The sequence below is a fragment of the Nonomuraea polychroma genome (assembly GCF_004011505.1).
GTDB classification, from domain to species: Bacteria; Actinomycetota; Actinomycetes; order Streptosporangiales; family Streptosporangiaceae; genus Nonomuraea; species Nonomuraea polychroma.
This window is the reverse complement of sequence record NZ_SAUN01000001.1, coordinates 7,014,468-7,030,159: the sequence shown is the minus strand read 5'-3', so window position 1 is coordinate 7,030,159 and position 15,692 is coordinate 7,014,468. Positions and strand designations below refer to the sequence as shown.

At 69.7% G+C, this 15,692-nt stretch carries 12 protein-coding genes and 1 pseudogene; 7 read left to right on the top strand and 6 right to left on the bottom strand.

Annotation, left to right across the window (positions count from 1 at the left end; all coding sequences use genetic code 11):
* Positions 1-247: 247 nt before the first annotated feature.
* The 4 genes from EDD27_RS32025 to EDD27_RS32010 all read right to left on the bottom strand — a co-directional run bounded on the left by EDD27_RS32025 (position 248) and on the right by EDD27_RS32010 (position 5,251).
* Positions 248-1,963 (bottom strand): ABC transporter ATP-binding protein, encoded by a 1,716-nt coding sequence (locus EDD27_RS32025; RefSeq protein ID WP_127935699.1) that lies wholly within the window; start codon positions 1,961-1,963, stop codon positions 248-250.
* Complete coding sequence (locus tag EDD27_RS32020; RefSeq protein ID WP_127935698.1) at positions 1,960-3,789, bottom strand: ABC transporter ATP-binding protein; 1,830 nt, start codon at positions 3,787-3,789, stop codon at positions 1,960-1,962. Before EDD27_RS32020 ends, EDD27_RS32025 begins: the two co-directional genes overlap by 4 nt.
* 109 nt (positions 3,790-3,898) lie before the next feature.
* Positions 3,899-4,288 carry a cupin gene (locus EDD27_RS32015; RefSeq protein ID WP_127935697.1) on the bottom strand — a complete coding sequence of 130 codons (390 nt, stop codon included), beginning with the start codon at positions 4,286-4,288 and terminating at the stop codon, positions 3,899-3,901.
* Between the two features lie 12 nt (positions 4,289-4,300).
* Positions 4,301-5,251, bottom strand: coding sequence for an alpha/beta hydrolase (locus EDD27_RS32010; RefSeq protein ID WP_206641750.1), 951 nt, complete (start codon positions 5,249-5,251; stop codon positions 4,301-4,303).
* 41 nt (positions 5,252-5,292) lie between these two features.
* On the opposite strand from EDD27_RS32010, the gene EDD27_RS32005 reads away from it, so the two are divergent.
* The 6 genes and pseudogenes from EDD27_RS32005 to EDD27_RS31980 all read left to right on the top strand — a co-directional run bounded on the left by EDD27_RS32005 (position 5,293) and on the right by EDD27_RS31980 (position 10,758).
* Positions 5,293-6,327 carry a PucR family transcriptional regulator gene (locus tag EDD27_RS32005; protein ID WP_127935696.1) on the top strand — a complete coding sequence of 345 codons (1,035 nt, stop codon included), beginning with the start codon at positions 5,293-5,295 and terminating at the stop codon, positions 6,325-6,327.
* 120 nt (positions 6,328-6,447) lie between these two features.
* Positions 6,448-6,699 (top strand): annotated as a pseudogene (locus EDD27_RS54675) (TetR family transcriptional regulator C-terminal domain-containing protein); the annotation flags it as partial.
* Positions 6,700-7,021: 322 nt separating this feature from the next.
* Positions 7,022-9,352 carry a sensor histidine kinase gene (locus EDD27_RS57965; RefSeq protein ID WP_277750766.1) on the top strand — a complete coding sequence of 777 codons (2,331 nt, stop codon included), beginning with the start codon at positions 7,022-7,024 and terminating at the stop codon, positions 9,350-9,352.
* Positions 9,352-9,783, top strand: coding sequence for a roadblock/LC7 domain-containing protein (locus EDD27_RS31990; RefSeq protein WP_127935693.1), 432 nt, complete (start codon positions 9,352-9,354; stop codon positions 9,781-9,783). Before EDD27_RS57965 ends, EDD27_RS31990 begins: the two co-directional genes overlap by 1 nt.
* Entirely contained in the window at positions 9,780-10,178 is a 399-nt protein-coding gene (locus EDD27_RS31985) for a DUF742 domain-containing protein (protein ID WP_127935692.1), read from the top strand. The genes EDD27_RS31990 and EDD27_RS31985 overlap by 4 nt, the downstream gene beginning before the upstream one ends.
* Positions 10,159-10,758: a GTP-binding protein gene (locus tag EDD27_RS31980; RefSeq protein WP_127935691.1), complete on the top strand. Its 600-nt coding sequence runs from the start codon at positions 10,159-10,161 to the stop codon at positions 10,756-10,758. The genes EDD27_RS31985 and EDD27_RS31980 overlap by 20 nt, the downstream gene beginning before the upstream one ends.
* 61 nt (positions 10,759-10,819) lie before the next feature.
* On the opposite strand, the gene EDD27_RS31975 is transcribed toward EDD27_RS31980, so the two are convergent.
* Positions 10,820-11,740: a DUF1838 family protein gene (locus EDD27_RS31975; protein ID WP_241564370.1), complete on the bottom strand. Its 921-nt coding sequence runs from the start codon at positions 11,738-11,740 to the stop codon at positions 10,820-10,822.
* Positions 11,741-11,879: 139 nt separating this feature from the next.
* Positions 11,880-13,844, bottom strand: a complete 1,965-nt coding sequence (locus EDD27_RS31970; RefSeq protein ID WP_241564369.1) for a CehA/McbA family metallohydrolase — start codon at positions 13,842-13,844, stop codon at positions 11,880-11,882.
* A 233-nt stretch (positions 13,845-14,077) separates the two neighbouring features.
* Between EDD27_RS31970 and EDD27_RS31965 the strand changes: the two genes are divergently transcribed.
* The gene (locus EDD27_RS31965) at positions 14,078-15,670 is read left to right on the top strand and encodes an FAD-dependent oxidoreductase (RefSeq protein WP_127935688.1); all 1,593 of its coding nucleotides are present in this window, start codon (positions 14,078-14,080) and stop codon (positions 15,668-15,670) included.
* Positions 15,671-15,692 lie beyond the last annotated feature (22 nt).

Below are 15,692 nucleotides of genomic sequence, written 5' to 3'. Positions count from 1 at the left end.
TCCATTCTCGTGTCGGGTGAGCCACCAAAAAGTTTCAACAGTTAGGAAAGGCTAACCATAGTTGGGTCTTTTGGCTAGAAGAGTGTGATCGGACTCACCGGGCCCGAGAGCTGAGCTCCTTGGGGATGTCACTGCACGCTTCAGTCGCGTGCGCGCTTTCCCCGAGCAGCAGAAGAGAGCCCCTGACCCGCAGGAACGCAGGTCAGGGGCTCTCTTCGTGGCGGGACTGGATCGAACGGCTACCGGCTCATTCACTCGCCGCCGGTGCCAGGGAAATGTTCCAGAAATCGGCGTAGCGGCCACCGCGGCGCAGCAGGTCCTCGTGGCTGCCCTCTTCCACGATCCGGCCGCCGTCCAGGAACACGATGCGATCGGCGCGCTGGACGGTGCGCAGCCGATGCGCCACCATCACCACCGTCCGGCCCGCCATCAGGCGCTCGATGCCCTCGTGAACCGCCGCCTCGTTCACCGGGTCCAGTGCGGAGGTCACCTCGTCCAGCAGGACGATGGGCGCATTCTTCAGCAGCGCTCGAGCGATCGAGACACGCTGGCGCTCACCCCCCGACAGCAGTGCGCCGCCCTCGCCGACATTCGCCGCCCATCCGCCGGGCAGTCGCTCGATCACCTCGTCCAAGCGCGCCGCGGTCGCTGCCGCCCGCACCTCGGCAACGCCTGCGTCGGGACGGCCGAGACGGACGTTCTCCTCGATCGTGCCGTCGAAGAGATAGACATCCTGGAAGACGATGGCGATCCTCTCCATCAGCACCTCAGTGCTGATCGCGCGTACGTCCACACCTCCCACACGCACCACGCCGGAGTCCACGTCGTAGAACCGGGCGAGCAACTGAAGCAAGGTGCTCTTGCCCGCACCCGACGGTCCGACCACGGCGAGCCGCTGTCCCTCGGGCACGGACAATGACACGTCGTCGATCACCGTGCGGTCGCCATGCTGGAAGGTGACGGACTCGAACTCCAGGTCATGGCGTTCCGGCTGGATCGGTTGGCGAGCTTCCGGCAGCGGCTCGGTGCGCAACACCGTGTCGAGTCTGGCCAGCTCGGAACGTGCGCCGCGCAGTTTGCCCCCGATATCAGACAGCGACAGCAGCGGATCGGCGCAGCGAGCGGCGAGCACCAGGATCGCCAGAACCTCTGCCGCGCCGATATCGCCGCCGAGCGCGAGATAGGCGCCCAGGGCCAACAGCGCGGTGAACACCACCTGCACCGTGAGCGTCAAGCCCACGACGCCGGGCAGCGCCGACAAGACAGTACGGCGGGAGGCGCGCTGGACTTCCCGCAGCGAGTCGTCGAGCAACAGGAAACGTTCGAGGGTCCGGCCGCCGGCTCGCAGCACCGGCTGGGCCTGGAGATACTCGATGACGCGCCCGGTGGCCTCGTGGTCGCGTTCGTGGCGCTCCGCATCGGTGGCGGCCATCGAGCGCCCCGTCCAGATCTGGATCGCCGCCACGACGGGTGCGGCGACCAACGCGGCCAGCCCCATGCGCCAATCGAAGGCCAGCATCACGACAACGATCGTCAGGGGAGTCACACAGGCGGAGATGAACGGTGCCAGCAGATGCGCGATCACGCCCATCGCCTGCAGGACCCCCTGGCTGGCCAGGACGGACACCTCCCCGACGCGGCCTTTGCCGTACCAGCCGAGGGGCAATCGGGCCAGGTGATCGCCGAGACGGTGATACATGCCGCGCAACAGCGTGGTCCCGACGCGGAAACCGGACAAGTCGCTGCTGTAGCGCAGCGCCGCGTAGACCGCGACCGCGGCTCCGAAGGCGATCAGCCAGGTCCAGGCATCGCCGGGCGTGCTCCCGAACAGCGCCCGCAGCACGGGAACCAGCAGTGCGTAGGACAAACCCTCGGCTACCGCGGTCGTCGTCATCAGGGCCACGGTGCGACGCACCGGCGGGGCGTACTCGCGTCCCAGCACGCGCAGCAGCATTCGAATCATCGCAGCTCGTCTCCTTGCGGTACGCCACCATGGGTTCCGGTGATCGCGGACGGGTGGGATCGCCAGAACGCGGCGAACTTCCCGTTCTGTGCCAGCAGCTCGGCGGGCCTGCCGCGCTCGACGATCGACCCGTTCTCCAGCATCACGACGGTGTCGGCGTCGGCGACCGTCTCCAGACGATGGGCGATGACCAGAATCGTCCGATCGCCCTCCAGCGTCGCCAGGGCCCGGCGCACCGCCTGCTCGGTCTGCGGGTCGACGAAGGCGGTCGCCTCGTCGAGCACCAGAACGGGGGCGGCGGCGAGCAGTGCGCGGGCGATCGAGATCCGCTGGGCCTCGCCACCCGACAGCCCGGCGTCTTCCCCGATCACCGACTCGTATCCGCGCGGCAGCTCGAGAATCCGATCATGAATGTTCGCCAGCCGGGCGGCGCGGACCACGTCATCGAGAGAGGCATGCGGTACCGCCAGCGCGATGTTGTCCGCGACCGAGGCGCGCAGCAGGCGAACGTCCTGGAAGACGAAGGAGACCATCCGGTAGAGCTCCTGGCTGCCGATCTCGCGCAGATCGACACCGCCAAGGACGACCGAGCCGTGGGTCGGGTCGAAGAACCGCGGCAACAGCTGAACCAGCGTGGACTTCCCGCTCCCCGACGGCCCGACGACCGCGGTGACCGTCCCCGGCTCCAGCACCAGGTCGATCCCGCGCAGCACCTCGTGATCGGCTTTATATCCGAATCGAACATCACGCAGTTCCACCCGGTGCCCCTGTGGCGCGACCGGACGCGCAGGCTCCGGCAGCGGCCGCACCTGGAGCACGTCCCGGATCCGGCCGACCGCGCGCCGGGCGGCCTGCATGTCGTCGAAGCCGTGGCCGAGGGCCGCCACCGGAGCGGTCAGGCCCAGTCCCAGGAGCAGGAAGGGCAGCAGGTCCGCCGGGGCCATGCCACCGGAGGCGATCAGAGCCGCACCGCCGATCAGCACGACCAGCAGCACGAACGGCGGCGCCAGCGCCAGCTGCATCCCGGCGGCGACCACGGACATGCCACGCACCCACCGGAAGAAGGTGCCGACGAAATCGTCTGTGGCCGTGAGGAACTTGCGGTGAGCGCGCCCGGATCCGCCGAACGCCTTCACCACCGAGATCCCTTGGACGAACTCGACGGCGGAACTCGCGATCCGTCCCATGGCCGCGTCGAACTCCTTCTGCTCGCGTGTCCGAGCCGGAGTCATCATCAAGGGGACAAGTGCCACTGCCAGCACCACCGGTATCAGCGTGATCAGCGTGAGCCGCCAGTCAATGGTGAACAAGTAGATCAGCGAAACCAGCGGCACCACGAACGCGGCGACGAGCTCGCCGGGGGTGTGGGCGATGAACGGGTGCACGGCACTCACGTCCTCGCCCACCACCTTTGCCAGCTCGCCGGTCCGGCGCCGGGAGAACCAGCCGATCGGTACGCGCCCCAGTCGCGCGGCCAGTTGCCGGCGAAACGTCAGTTGCACCTGGCCGTCGAGAACATGTCCGATTCCGGATGACGCGGCCGCGAACAGCAGCCGGACGAACAAGCCGGCCGCACCCGCGATCACGACGGTCCAGACATGACCGTGATCGATCGGGCCGGGCGACAACAGAGCACGGCCCAGTTCGACGACCGCCAGCAGCGGCGCCAGACCCGCGACAGCGCCGATCACCTGCAGGATCACAACGCCGGCGAAACTCCATCCGTAAGGGCGCAGCAGCTTTGCCAGGCTCTGCCCCGCAGCGGAATCGGCAGCCGGTGGTGGTACGGACTGCTCCCTCGCCTGGGCAAGGTCGGTGGTGGTCATCGCTCTCCGTCTTCGTCGATCGCGTCGCGACGAGGCCCGTGATTCTCGTCGCGACCAGGCCCGTGGCCGGGCCGATGGTGGATGGGGACAGGGTTCGAGGGGGTCCGGCCTAGGCTTCGGCCCGCTTCTCCAGCCGGCTGCCACGCGGCAGAGTGACGGCCATGATGTTGCTGGGGATGTCCAACTCGATGCGGTGCCATCGCCCGCGCGGGACGATGGCAGCGGTTCCGGCCACCAGCCTGATCTCTTCCTCCTCTTGTCCCGGATGTTCGGGACGGAGGTAGAGGCGTATCTTCCCGATGAGGCAGGACACGATCTCCTCGGCGTCGGGGTGGACCTCCCAATGTCCGGCGTGGACGTCGGCGTCGGTCTTCGCGTGGAAGGCCGTCAGCTGCCAGCCGTCCTGGTCGGTGTCCCCTGTTCTTTTCCCGGCGTGAATCCTGCCGCCCTGGTGAAGGCGGATAGAGGACGCGAAGAGATCGATCGGGGTGACAGTCATCCCGCGACGACCTCAGTCGGCCAGGGCACGGCGCAGGGCGGCGCCGAGTTCGGCGATCTGCCGCTGGGACACCTCGGCGGACAGCAGCGCCTGCGACCCATGGAAGGTGCCGGGCCACTGGTGCAGTTCGACGGACACGCCTGCCTGCAGCAGGCGCAGCGCGTAGTGGATGTCTTCGTCGCGGTTCGGGCAGAACTCCGCGGTGCCGATGTACGCGGGGGGCAGACCGGACAGGTCGGCGGCCCGCGCCGGGGCGGCGTACGGCGTGGCGGGCTGCGAGCCCAGATAGTGCCGCCACCCTGCGGTGACGATGTCGCGATTTATCCAGGGCGTATCGGTGAAGTGCCGCGCCGACCACGTCTCCTGCCGGTCGTCGAGCGCGGGCTGGTTGAGCAACTGGAAGCGGATCGGCGGCCCTTGCTCATCGCGCGCCCGCAACGCCACCCCGGCCGCGAGCTGCCCACCGGCACTGTGGCCTCCGACCGCGATCCGCTCCGGGTCGATGCCGAGCTCGGCGGCGTGCTCGGCTGCCCAGGTCAGCACGGCGTAGACGTCGTCCAGGGCGGCGGGGAACGGCTGCTCGGGGGCCAGACGGTAGCCCACCGAGATCACCACCGCGCCGGAGCCGTCCGCCAGCCGGGCGGCCCACGGGTGCTCGGTGTCCCGGTCGCCCATGACCCATCCGCCGCCGTGCATCCAGACGATGGCGCCCTGCGCCTGGTGCGGGCGATAGATCCGCACCGCCACGTCCGGATCGGCGGGCACCATGCGGTCCTCGATCTCCATGTTCGAGGTGTCCGGTGCCGGCAACGCGGCGGCCAGGTCGGCGAAGTGCTTACGCTCGGTGACCGGGTCGCTTAGCTCGGCCCGGGGGACCAACGGGATGAATGCTTCCAGCTCGGGATCCATGTCGGCCATCCTCACGGCCGCCGCCCCCGAGATCATCCGCCACGCGTCGGGCATCCCGCCTGGATCGCGCGCCGATCGTCGCATACCTTTTTGCCATGGAGGCACTGGCCGTACGGCTGTCGCACCTGGATTCGCAGGTGGAAGGGGCGATCCGGGTCGTCATGTTCTACGACACGCTGATGCGCCGGCGGGTGGATCTGCCGGCGCTCGCCCGGGCCTCGGCGGGCCTGGCCGAGTGCGTGGCCGGGATCCGGCTCCATGGCACGGGGCGGGTGATCCGCTTCTCACCCGACGGCAGGGAGGTGTCCGCCCCGCCGGCACCGGCGTCCACCACGGCGCCGATCACTCTCGATGAGGAGGAGATCGGCACGGTGTGGCTGGAACGCCCTGGCACGCCGAGTCCGCTCGACGAAGTGGTGCTGGACCGGCTCGCCATCGCCGCCGCGGCGGTCGTCGAGCGGTACGGCCCGGCCCGCACCACCATGGCCGACCCCGCCCTCGTCGAACTGGTGATCAGCTCCGACAGCGACGAGGCGGCCAGAGCCCGGGCGTTACGGCTGCTGGGTTTCGCCGCCGACCTCCCGGTCCACGTCGTCGCCGTACGGTCGCAGCTTCCCCTCGACCAGGTCGGCGGCCTGATCTGCCCGGCCCGCCCGGTGAAGGCGGCACCGGTCGCCGACGTGGGCGTCATCCTGGCCACCACCGTGGACCCGGCCCGGTTTCCGGCAAGCGTCTGCGCGGGCATCGGCGCCGCCGAAAGCCCCGACCGATCCTGGCGGGAAGCCCGCACCGCCCTCCGCTTCACCACCCCACGCCGGCCGGTCGTCCACTACGACGACCTGGGCTCGCTGGCGCTGCTCGCCGAGATACCTCAGGACGCCTCGCGCGACAACACCGACGTGGCCGCGATCGCCCGCATGGCCGGCACCCCAGAAGATCTGGAGACTTTGGACGCCTACTGCGAGACCGGCTCCCTACGCCGGGCCGCTGACCTTCTCCACCTGCACCACAGCAGCGTCGCCCGCCGACTCGAACAGCTCGGAAAGACCCTGGGCATCGACCTCACCCAGCCCACCGGACTGATCCGGGCCAGGCTCGCCCTCACCGCATGGCGGCTGCTCAATGCCTGAAAGGCTGTCGTGCATTCCGCGCGGCGCGTGCCATGACGGCGGTGTCGAGTTTGGTGTCGAGCGCCAGCGGAGGGTTGACGCCGGCGTGCGCGCAGGCGTCGGCGACCCCGAGCAGCCGCTCATCGGCGATACTACGCCGAGCGCTACCGCAACCTCCGCCGCTTCTACGCGGACACCTTCACCGCGCTTGCCGAGCGCCACGGACTGCGCGCATCGATCGACCCCGGGACCCTGGCAACCATGACCATCTCCCTCATCAACGGGCTGCAGGCGCAGTGGCTCTTCGACCGCGACTCCGTGAAGGTCGAGTACGCGATCCGCCAGTTCTTCCTCTCGGTCATCCCGGGGCTACCGGGCGAGGCCTTCTCGTAGGCCCCCCACAACGTCCTACGGCTTGCGGTCGGCGAACGCATCGCCCAGCCGGAGCAGATGGCCGACCGGCAACCGGGACTGGCGAAGCCCAAGGGCTTTCGACTCACCTGTCACATGACTACTATCGGGCACCAATCGCCTACTTTGGCGACTTTCGTCATGGACTCACCGATCGGCGGAGGAGAGTGTCCTGCACGTGGCTGGATTGGGCGGAGTCGGGCGACGACGGACAGGGAGCATGGGCGACGGGGATGGGTCAACGGGGTCGACCGGCGGCAGGCCGCGCCGACTGACCGGTGCCCGCCGACTTCCGTTGCGTACCGTGTTGCTCATTGTCGTGTTCGTGCCGAGCCTGACTTTCACCCCACTGCTGGCTTCGGGCATGTTCCAGCTGTCCGGTCAGTGGCGGGCGGAAAAGGCCCAGATGGATCTGGCCACCGATACCGCCGGCAGACCCGCGGCCAACCTGTTCTTCAGCCTTGACAAGGAGCGACGGCTCACCGCGGAGGTGCAGGCCAACCCCAGTGGCACGGCCCGTGACAAGCTTGCCAAGCAGCGCGCGGCGACCGACCAGGCCGTGAAGGCCTTCCGTCCCCTGGCAGCCCTGAACCCCGCCAACGGGCAGGAGGGGCTGGTCGACGCCATCGCCGGGACTGTAAACGATCTCGGCCGCCTCGGCGAGCAGCGCCGGGCGGTGGACGCCGGTTGGTCCAGCGCGCAGAAGGCGTTCGACTACTACAGCGAAGTCCTCGCGTCAGACCTCAGCGTGTTGACCGCCCTCAGCAACACCGACGAGGGCCAGGTGAACAACCAGGCGCAGACACTGGTCGACCTTTATTGGGTCGTCGAAACGATCGGCCGCGAAGACGCCGTTCTGGCCCGCGGCTGGGCGGCGGGGCGCCTGACGAGGGACGAGTACGGCCTGGTCGCCGACGCCATCGGCACCAGGAAACATCTCATGCAGTCCCGCGTGCTTCCTGCTCTCACGGGCAACGAGTCCCAGTACGGAAAGGTGACCGCCGGCAAGGCGTGGGAAACCATGACCGCGCTGGAAGGGCGGGTGATCACCTCAGGGAGCGGCTCCGAGGGCAACCAGGTGCCACTCCGCGACGACAGCGCGGAGTGGCGCTCCGCGGTGGACGCGGTCACCGGCGAGCTGCGGGAACTCATCAACGTGCGATTCGAGAATGTTCGCACGATCGGCTACGACCACGCCGACATGCTCTTCACGGTCTTCATCAGCGTCTCCACCGTGGGCCTGCTCGCCTTGTGCCTGGTGTTCTTCACCAGCTGGCGCCTCACCGCCACGCTCCGCCGGCGCATCCTCCACCTGCGCCAGGCCGCCCACGAACTCCAGGAGCGGCTGCCCAACGTCGTCGCCCGGCTGGAGCGGGGCGAGGACGTCAACGTGGACGCGGAAGTACGCATGCTCCGGCCCACCCCTGACGAGCTCGGCGAGCTCGGGCAGGCCCTGAACATGGCCAGCCGCAGCGCTGTCCTCACCGCCGTGCGGCAGGCCGAACAGCACCGTGGCTTCCAGCGCATGCTCCAGCGCATCGCCCGCCGTACCCAGATCCTCATCGGCCTTCAGCTGAAGAAGCTGGACGAGCTGGAGCGTCAGCACGAGGACCCCGAGGTGCTGGAGGGCCTGTTCGACCTGGACCACCTCACCGCGCGGCTGCGCCGCTACGAGGAGAACCTGGTGATCCTCGGCGGCGGGCAGCCTCAGCGCCGCTGGCGCAAGCCCGTACACCTGCTCGATGTCCTGCGTGCCGCGCAGGGCGAGGTCCAGGACTACCGCCGGATCTCGATCGATGTCGAGGGCGAACCCTGGATAGCCGAGCGCGCGGTGGGACCGCTGGTCCATGTCCTGGCGGAGCTCATGGAGAACGCGACCACCTTCTCCAAGCCGCCCACCCCTGTCGAGGTGCGGGCCGCGCCGGTCAGCCGGGGCGTCGCCGTGGAGATCGAGGACCGCGGCCTCGGCATGGAACCCGAGCAGTACGCCGCCGCCAACGCCCTGCTGCAGTCGCCGCCGCAGCTCGATGTGATGACCCACGCCGACGATGTGCGTCTCGGCCTGTACGTGGTCGCTCGGCTTTCCGCGAGCCTGGGCCTCCGGATCGAACTGCGGTCGTCGGCCTTCGGCGGCACCCGTGTCATCGTGCTGCTCCCGGAAGCGCTGGTGGTGGACCGCCCTCGCGCCGTGCCCAAGCCGGCGGCGCCCCCCGAGGGGGAGGTCCCCCAGGATGCCCCCGCTTCGCCGCCCCGCTCGCAGGAAGCCACGGCCGGTCCCCGCCCGCCTCAGAAGGACGGCCAGTTGCCGACCCGGTCCAGGGGACGCGCGATGGCGTACGCGGCAGCACCCGCCGACTCGCCGGATCCGGACGACGCACCGCCGTCGTCCGAACGCCCCCCGCTGCCCCAGCGGGTGCGCCAGGCCAGCCTGGCCGCCGAGCTCAAAGTCCCGGCGGACAGGGATGAACGGACCGACCAGGAGACCTGGGCCGTACGCGACCTGCCCAGCCGATCCAGCGCTACGATCGGCGCGTTCCAGAGGCAGTCTCGCCGGCGCCGGGCCGGTGAGGACGCCTCCCAGCCGGAGCTGAGCGGATCCCCTGAGCCCAGTTCCCCTACGACGGAAGAGCGATGATGACGCAGCGAACCACCGCCACCAACATTGACCTGGACTGGCTTCTGGACGGCCTGGTCGATCGGGTCGCGGGCACCCGGCACGCCATCCTGCTGTCCGACGACGGCCTGGTGATCAGCCGCTCCCGGACCATCGAGCGATCGGATGCCGAACGCCTCGCCGCGATCGCCACCGGCCAGCAGAGCCTGGCTCGAGGTGTCGGGCAGCTCTTCAGCGGCGGGCCGGTCCACCAGGTCATCATCGAGATGGCAGACCTGTGGCTCTTCGTCACGGCCGCGGGGCGGGGCACCCACCTGGCCGTGGTCGCGTCCCAGGAGGTCGACGCCGAGCTGATGAGCGTCGCGATGCACACCCTGATCCAGCAGGTCGGCCAGAAGCTGGGCACCGACACGCGTACCCCTGAGGGCCGTGACGTGGGGGGACACGGATGAAGCACTGGACGGAGGGTTTCGACGACGATGACGCCGACGAGAACCTTGTCCGTCCTTACACGATCACCGGCGGACGAACCGCCCCTGAGCGGGACGATTTAGCGCTGATCACCCTGGTGACGGCGATTTCCGAGGTCTCCGCGGAAGCCCGGCGCGGCCTGAGGAGAATGCAGCCGGAGCACCGCACCATTTTCGCTCTGTGCAAGCGGCCTCTGGCGGTGGCCGAGGTCGCCTCCGCGCTGAACCTTCCGGTGTCCGTGACCAAGATTCTCATCGGCGATCTGATCGAGACCGGCCAGCTGCGCGCCCGGCCGCCACTGGCATTCGCACAAGCAGGCGGCTTCCCCGATATTGCAATCCTTGAGGCGGTGAGGGATGGGTTACGCAAACTCTGACCACGGGGACGCCGCGCCCCTGGCAGTGAAGATCCTTATCGCCGGTGGTTTCGGCGTCGGGAAGACGACCCTGGTCGGCGCGGTGAGCGAAGTCGCCCCACTGCGTACGGAGGAGTACCTGACCCATGCCAGCGTCGGCGTCGACGATCTGGAAGGGGTGGGCGGCAAGTCCACGACGACCGTCGCACTGGACTTCGGACGCATCACCATCAACAGCGGACTCGTCCTCTACCTGTTCGGCACCCCCGGGCAGGAACGCTTCTGGTTCATGTGGAACGACCTTGTCAACGGAGCGATGGGCGCGGTCGTCCTGGTCGACACCCGCCGGCTGGAGGTGAGCTTCGCGTCGATCGACTTCTTCGAGAGCCGCGGCATCCCCTTCGTCGTCGGCGTCAACTGCTTCCATGGTGTCCGGGACCGGACACCGGAGGAGATCCGGAAGGCACTCGATCTCGATCCGCAGGTGCCACTGGTGCTCTGTGACGCCCGCGACCGGACGGCAGGACGCGATGTGCTGCTGGCGCTCATCGACCACCTGATGGCCGCTCCGTCCCGCACCACACCGCACCCCGTGGCCTGAATCCGCCACGAGGGCGGTGGTCCGGCCGGACCGAGCGGCCGCTCGGTCCGGCCGGATACGTTTACGGGCGGCCGTTGGCGGCGCACCAGCCCGCCCAGGTGGTGGCTCCCTTGCCCAGCTGCTTGTTGTAGAAGGACGTCCAGGAGTTCTCGCTCGGCCCCGGCGCGCTGGGGGCGGCCTTGTACAGCGGGTGGTTCGCCTCGACCTCGGCCCGCAGCCACGGCTCGATCTCGGCGTACGAGTCCAGCGACCAACTGCGGGCGTGGTAGGTGAGCTGGCCGCGCACGTCGGTCTCCGGCAAGCACATGAACGGCGTCCACGGGCTGGTCCGGGCCCAGCTGATCTTCGTCTTCATCGCGCCGACCGGGACGCCGTACCCCGTGCGGGCCGCCACCTCGCGGTCGTCGACGGAGAAGTCGAACATCTCCTGCGCGGCGTACACGCCGCCCGTCAGGCCGAACTGCTCACCGAGCGTGGTGCCGAAGTTCGCGCGTACGGGGATGTCGCTGGTCCACACGGTCTCGTCGTGCAGTTGCTGCAGCGGCGGGCCCGTGAAGGAGGAGGTGATCGGGAACGGTCCGAAGTTGACCGTGTCGTTGTTGATCGGGATGACCGGGTACGTCTTTCCGTCGATCGGGTTCTTCCACTCGCGCACGATGCGCTGCGGATCCGCCGGGTCGGTGTAGAAGACGATTTCCCGGGAGAGCTGATAGAGCTGGTTCGTGTCGGGGACCCGGTAGAGCCGCCGGATGTTGTAGCCCTCGATGTTGAAGATTTTCTGGCCGTGCCGCATCGCCGGATCCAGGCTGTTGCCCTCGATGTTCGCGTACACCGATCCGGAGATCCGGAACACCATGTCCTTCCCGTCCGGACGCCCGAACGTCTGGAGGGACAGTTTGCCGCTCTTGTCGGTGACCGTCGCGTAGACCGGCCCGGGATGCGTGGGATTGACGGGTCTGTCATCCGCCGCCGCCCCCGGCATGCCGGTACTGATGAATAGGACGGTAAGGGCTAACAACCCCGTAATGCCGCGTTTGATCACGTATGCCCTCCGTGCGAAGAAGGAAGCGAAAAGCCCCATATTGTGATCATGCCGAGCGAAGGGTTGTCCAGCCCGCCGATCAGCTGCCCACCGCGCGCAGCCTCGCCCGGTACACCTCGCGGGCCTGCTCGTGCAGATCCCGGTGGGCGGCGCGCTGCGCGGCCGAGGTGAACTTGCCGTCCGCCTCCAGCAACGCCTCCAGGAGGTCCAGCCAGCGCAGGCACCACTCGACGTCGGCCCGCCTGACCACGTGATCCCCGATGTAGACCGGGCTGGTGTGCGCGTAGGCGCCCCCGGGGTGCATCGACCGGGGATGCGGTCCGCCGCCCGCCACGGCCACCACGTAGGTCGGTTCACGCACGGTGAGCTCAGCGGTGAGCAGCCCCGGTCCGCCCTCCGCGACGACGCCGTCGGCGGTCCTGAGCTGGAGCCACTCCACCTCGGGGCCGATAGTCCGCGCGGTGATCGTGACGGTGTCGCCCTCGGCCGGCCGCATGGTGTCGCCTGGCCGGTGACCATCGACGTCGAGCTCGAGCCAGGGTCCCGTGGTGGCGAAGGTGCGGCCTCGCCGTACGGCTTCGGCGAAGGAAGAGGCGGTCAGCGGCCCGTCGACCCGGGCGTACACCCGCTCCCAGCCGGGCGGGCTCGACGCGGTGCCGCGTCGTGTGATGGACAGGACAGCGTCGGTGCCGGCGGTCGCCGCGAGCCGGTTGCCGGCCCCGATGAGCCGGCGGTAGATCACGGCGGTCGCCTGGACGGAGGAGTGGTTCAGCACGTCCAGGCTGTCGATCAGGCCGAGCGCCGCGTCCACCACGATCTCCCTGGCCGAGCAGTTGCGCCCGGCGGCGACGGCCCGCTCCGGCGGGTCGGTGTCGCTCAGATCGGTGTGGAAGGGGTGGCCGTAGCCGGTGACCGCGCCAAGGTCGCGCAGCTCCGCCAGCGGAGCGCTGTTGGGATATGCGTCCGGGTCGTCACCGAAGCCGCTGTGGAAGCGCGTGGGCACGCCCGTGAGGCCGAAGGCGCTGAAGTGTCCGAGCAGGTCATTGCGGTATTCCACGCCGAACCGGGCGACGTGGCTCGCGTCCGACCACGGCAGGTCGCGCCCGGCCCACTCCTCCAGCAGCTCCCGGTCGTAGACCCGCTCACCCGCCACGTTGCCGGCGACCAGGTTCAGGACGTGCAGGTCCTCGCCGAGCTGCGCGGCGGCGGCCCGCTCCGGGGTCGCCGGCTCGTCGCCCATCCAGTTGAGGTGGACGTGCAGGTCGCCGCCGTACCAGCCGCGGGCGGCCGCGTCGTAGAGGCGTTCGGGCGTCAGCTCGACGGTCAGCTCCTCTCCCGGCGCGGGAGTCACCTCGACCGTGGCCGAGTCGTACTCCATTCCGCGCGTCACGGACACCGTGAGCCGCTCCGCTGGGACGTCGATCTCCAGGTCGTCGCCGTGGAAATAGGGCCGAAGGTGGGCATCCAGAGCGCGGACCGCGCCCTGCGGATACCACCCCTGCCCGCCGGCACTGGTGACGGACCACCTGCACGGGAACCCGGCCCGCAGCCGCACCCGTGCTGCGGGCGCTCGCCTGGCGAGCACGCCGAGATCGATCCGCTCTCCGGCGATCACCGTGCTGGCGCTGGTGATCGCCACCAGTTCGGCGCCTCCCGGCCGCACGACGTGCGCGACGCCGTCGACCGTCACGGTGGCCTCCTCCGCCAGGCCGGAGTCCAGCAGCAGCGTGGTCCTGAGCGGCGCGTCGTCCAGCACGGCCAGCGTGCGGGCTTCCAGCCGGTATCCGCCGGGGGTGAGCCGCAGCGCCGCCAGGTTGTCCAGGACTGCGCCGCCCAGCGCGTCCCGCACCACACGGTCCAGGTCGAGCTCGCCCATCCGCGCGTCCATGTCGCGGCGGGTCCCGCCGAGCTGCCGGAAACAGGCGCTCCAATAGTCGTGACCGTTCATCAGGTAGGCGCTCGTGCGCACCTCCCCGACGTAGGGGATCAGCTCCTCGCCCCACGTCACCCCATGGCGGTCGAGCAGCCGGCGGTACTCGTGCACGGATCCTCCCTCAGAGCGTGGAAAGCTGTCCGGATCGTACGTCGGCCACGCTGCGATCGCTGGTCAGCTCGGCGGCTCCCGCGATGGCTGAGCCGAAGCCGCCTGGCCTGCAAAGACAAGGGAAGGATCAGTGTCGCCCGGGCTACAGGGCGGGGCGCCCGGGGTAGGCCCACACGGGCCGGGCCTGCCACCGACGAGCGGGCGCGCATGCTCGCTCGACGGGGGAGTGGCCGATGAAAGTCGTCGTCGACCTGACGCGCTGCCAGGGATACGGGCAGTGCGCCTTCCTCGCGCCCGACGTCTTCACCATGAAGGAGGAAGCGCTCCAGTACGACCTGGACCCCGGCGACGAGCAGCGCGAGCACGTGCTGCGAGCGGCCGCCGCCTGCCCGGTCCAGGCCATCCATCTCGACTGGACGGCGACGCGGCACCTCGTTGAGCAGCGCATGGCGGCCCCGAGGATGACAGACGGCCGCATCGTCATCGTCGGGGCCTCACTGGCCGGGGCACGTGCCGCCGGTGTGCTCAGAAGGGACGGCTTCGCCGGATCGCTGACCGTGATCGGCGACGAGCCCGACGAGCCGTACGACCGGCCTCCCCTGTCCAAACAGGTCCTCACCGGGCAGGTGCCGCCCGACCACACCCGGCTGCCCCGCCTGCGCGAGGTCGAGGCCGAGTGGCTGTGGGGGACGCCGGCGACGGCGCTGGACGTGGCGGGCAAGCAGGTGCGGCTGGCCGACGGCCGCGAGATCGGCTTCGACCGGGTCCTGCTGGCCACCGGCACCCGCGCCCGGCCCTGGCCGAACGAGGCCGAGGCGGCGCTGGAGGGCGTGCACACGCTGCGCACCGTCGCGGACGCCGCCCGGTTGCGGCAGGCGCTGGCCGCCCGCCCGCGCCGGGTGCTCATCCTCGGCGCCGGGTTCACCGGCTCCGAGATCGCCTCCGCCTGCCGCGAGCTGGATCTGCCTGTCACGGTCGTCGAACGCGGCTCCGCACCGCTCGTCAGCGCGCTGGGCGGCGTGATCGGCGACGTGGCGGCGCAGCTGCACCGCGAGCACGGCGTGGACCTGCGGTGCGACACGACGGTCACGGCCCTGGAAGGCGACGGAGACGGGCGGCTGCGCGGAGCCCGCCTCTCGGACGGCAGCACGGTGGAGGCCGACGTGGCCGTCGTCGCCCTGGGCTCCATCCGCAACGTGGAGTGGCTGCACGACTCCGGGCTGGCCGCCGGCGTGTGGGGCGTGGCCTGCGACGCGGGCTGCCGCGCCGTGGACACCAACGGCCTGGTCACCGACGACATCTTCGTCGCCGGCGACATCGCGCGCTTCCCGCACCCGCTCTACCAGTACCAGTTCATGACGCTGGAGCACTGGGGCAACGCGGTCGCCCAGGCCGAGATCGCCGCCCACAACATGGTCAGCGACCAGGCGCACCGCTGGCCGCACCTGTCGGTGCCGGTGTTCTGGTCCAGCCAGTTCGGCGTCAACATCAAGTCGGTCGGCGTGCCGACCTTCGCCGACGAGATCGTCATCACCCAGGGCTCGACGGCCGAGCGCCGCTTCGTCGCCGTCTACGGATACCAGGGGCGCGTCACCGCGGCGGTGGCCTTCGACCAGGGGCTGTGGTTGGAGTTCTACCAAGGGCTGATCGAGCGGGCCGCGCCGTTCCCGCCCGAGTTCCGCCATGTCGACCGGCGCGAGCCCGCGAGGCCCGTACCCGCACGGGTCCCCGAACGGCTGGTCGCCACGGCGGAGGCGACCGTCGTGGTGACCGGTCACGATCCGGCGGAACGCCGTGCCTCGCTGCTGCACACGCCGCACAGCTGACCGCCCGGCACGAGAGCCCAGA

What these genes read in the sequence shown, in the direction of transcription:
- EDD27_RS31990 (WP_127935693.1), top strand. Translation starts at nt 9,352, where the DNA reads ATGACGCAGCGAACCACCGCCACCAACATTGACCTGGACTGGCTTCTG.
- EDD27_RS32005 (WP_127935696.1), top strand. Translation starts at nt 5,293, where the DNA reads ATGGAGGCACTGGCCGTACGGCTGTCGCACCTGGATTCGCAGGTGGAA.
- EDD27_RS31980 (WP_127935691.1), top strand. Translation starts at nt 10,159, where the DNA reads ATGGGTTACGCAAACTCTGACCACGGGGACGCCGCGCCCCTGGCAGTG.
- EDD27_RS32015 (WP_127935697.1), bottom strand. Translation starts at nt 4,288, where the DNA reads ATGACTGTCACCCCGATCGATCTCTTCGCGTCCTCTATCCGCCTTCAC.
- EDD27_RS32025 (WP_127935699.1), bottom strand. Translation starts at nt 1,963, where the DNA reads ATGATTCGAATGCTGCTGCGCGTGCTGGGACGCGAGTACGCCCCGCCG.
- EDD27_RS31965 (WP_127935688.1), top strand. Translation starts at nt 14,078, where the DNA reads ATGAAAGTCGTCGTCGACCTGACGCGCTGCCAGGGATACGGGCAGTGC.
- EDD27_RS31985 (WP_127935692.1), top strand. Translation starts at nt 9,780, where the DNA reads ATGAAGCACTGGACGGAGGGTTTCGACGACGATGACGCCGACGAGAAC.
- EDD27_RS32010 (WP_206641750.1), bottom strand. Translation starts at nt 5,251, where the DNA reads ATGCCCGACGCGTGGCGGATGATCTCGGGGGCGGCGGCCGTGAGGATG.
- EDD27_RS31975 (WP_241564370.1), bottom strand. Translation starts at nt 11,740, where the DNA reads ATGCCGGGGGCGGCGGCGGATGACAGACCCGTCAATCCCACGCATCCC.
- EDD27_RS32020 (WP_127935698.1), bottom strand. Translation starts at nt 3,789, where the DNA reads ATGACCACCACCGACCTTGCCCAGGCGAGGGAGCAGTCCGTACCACCA.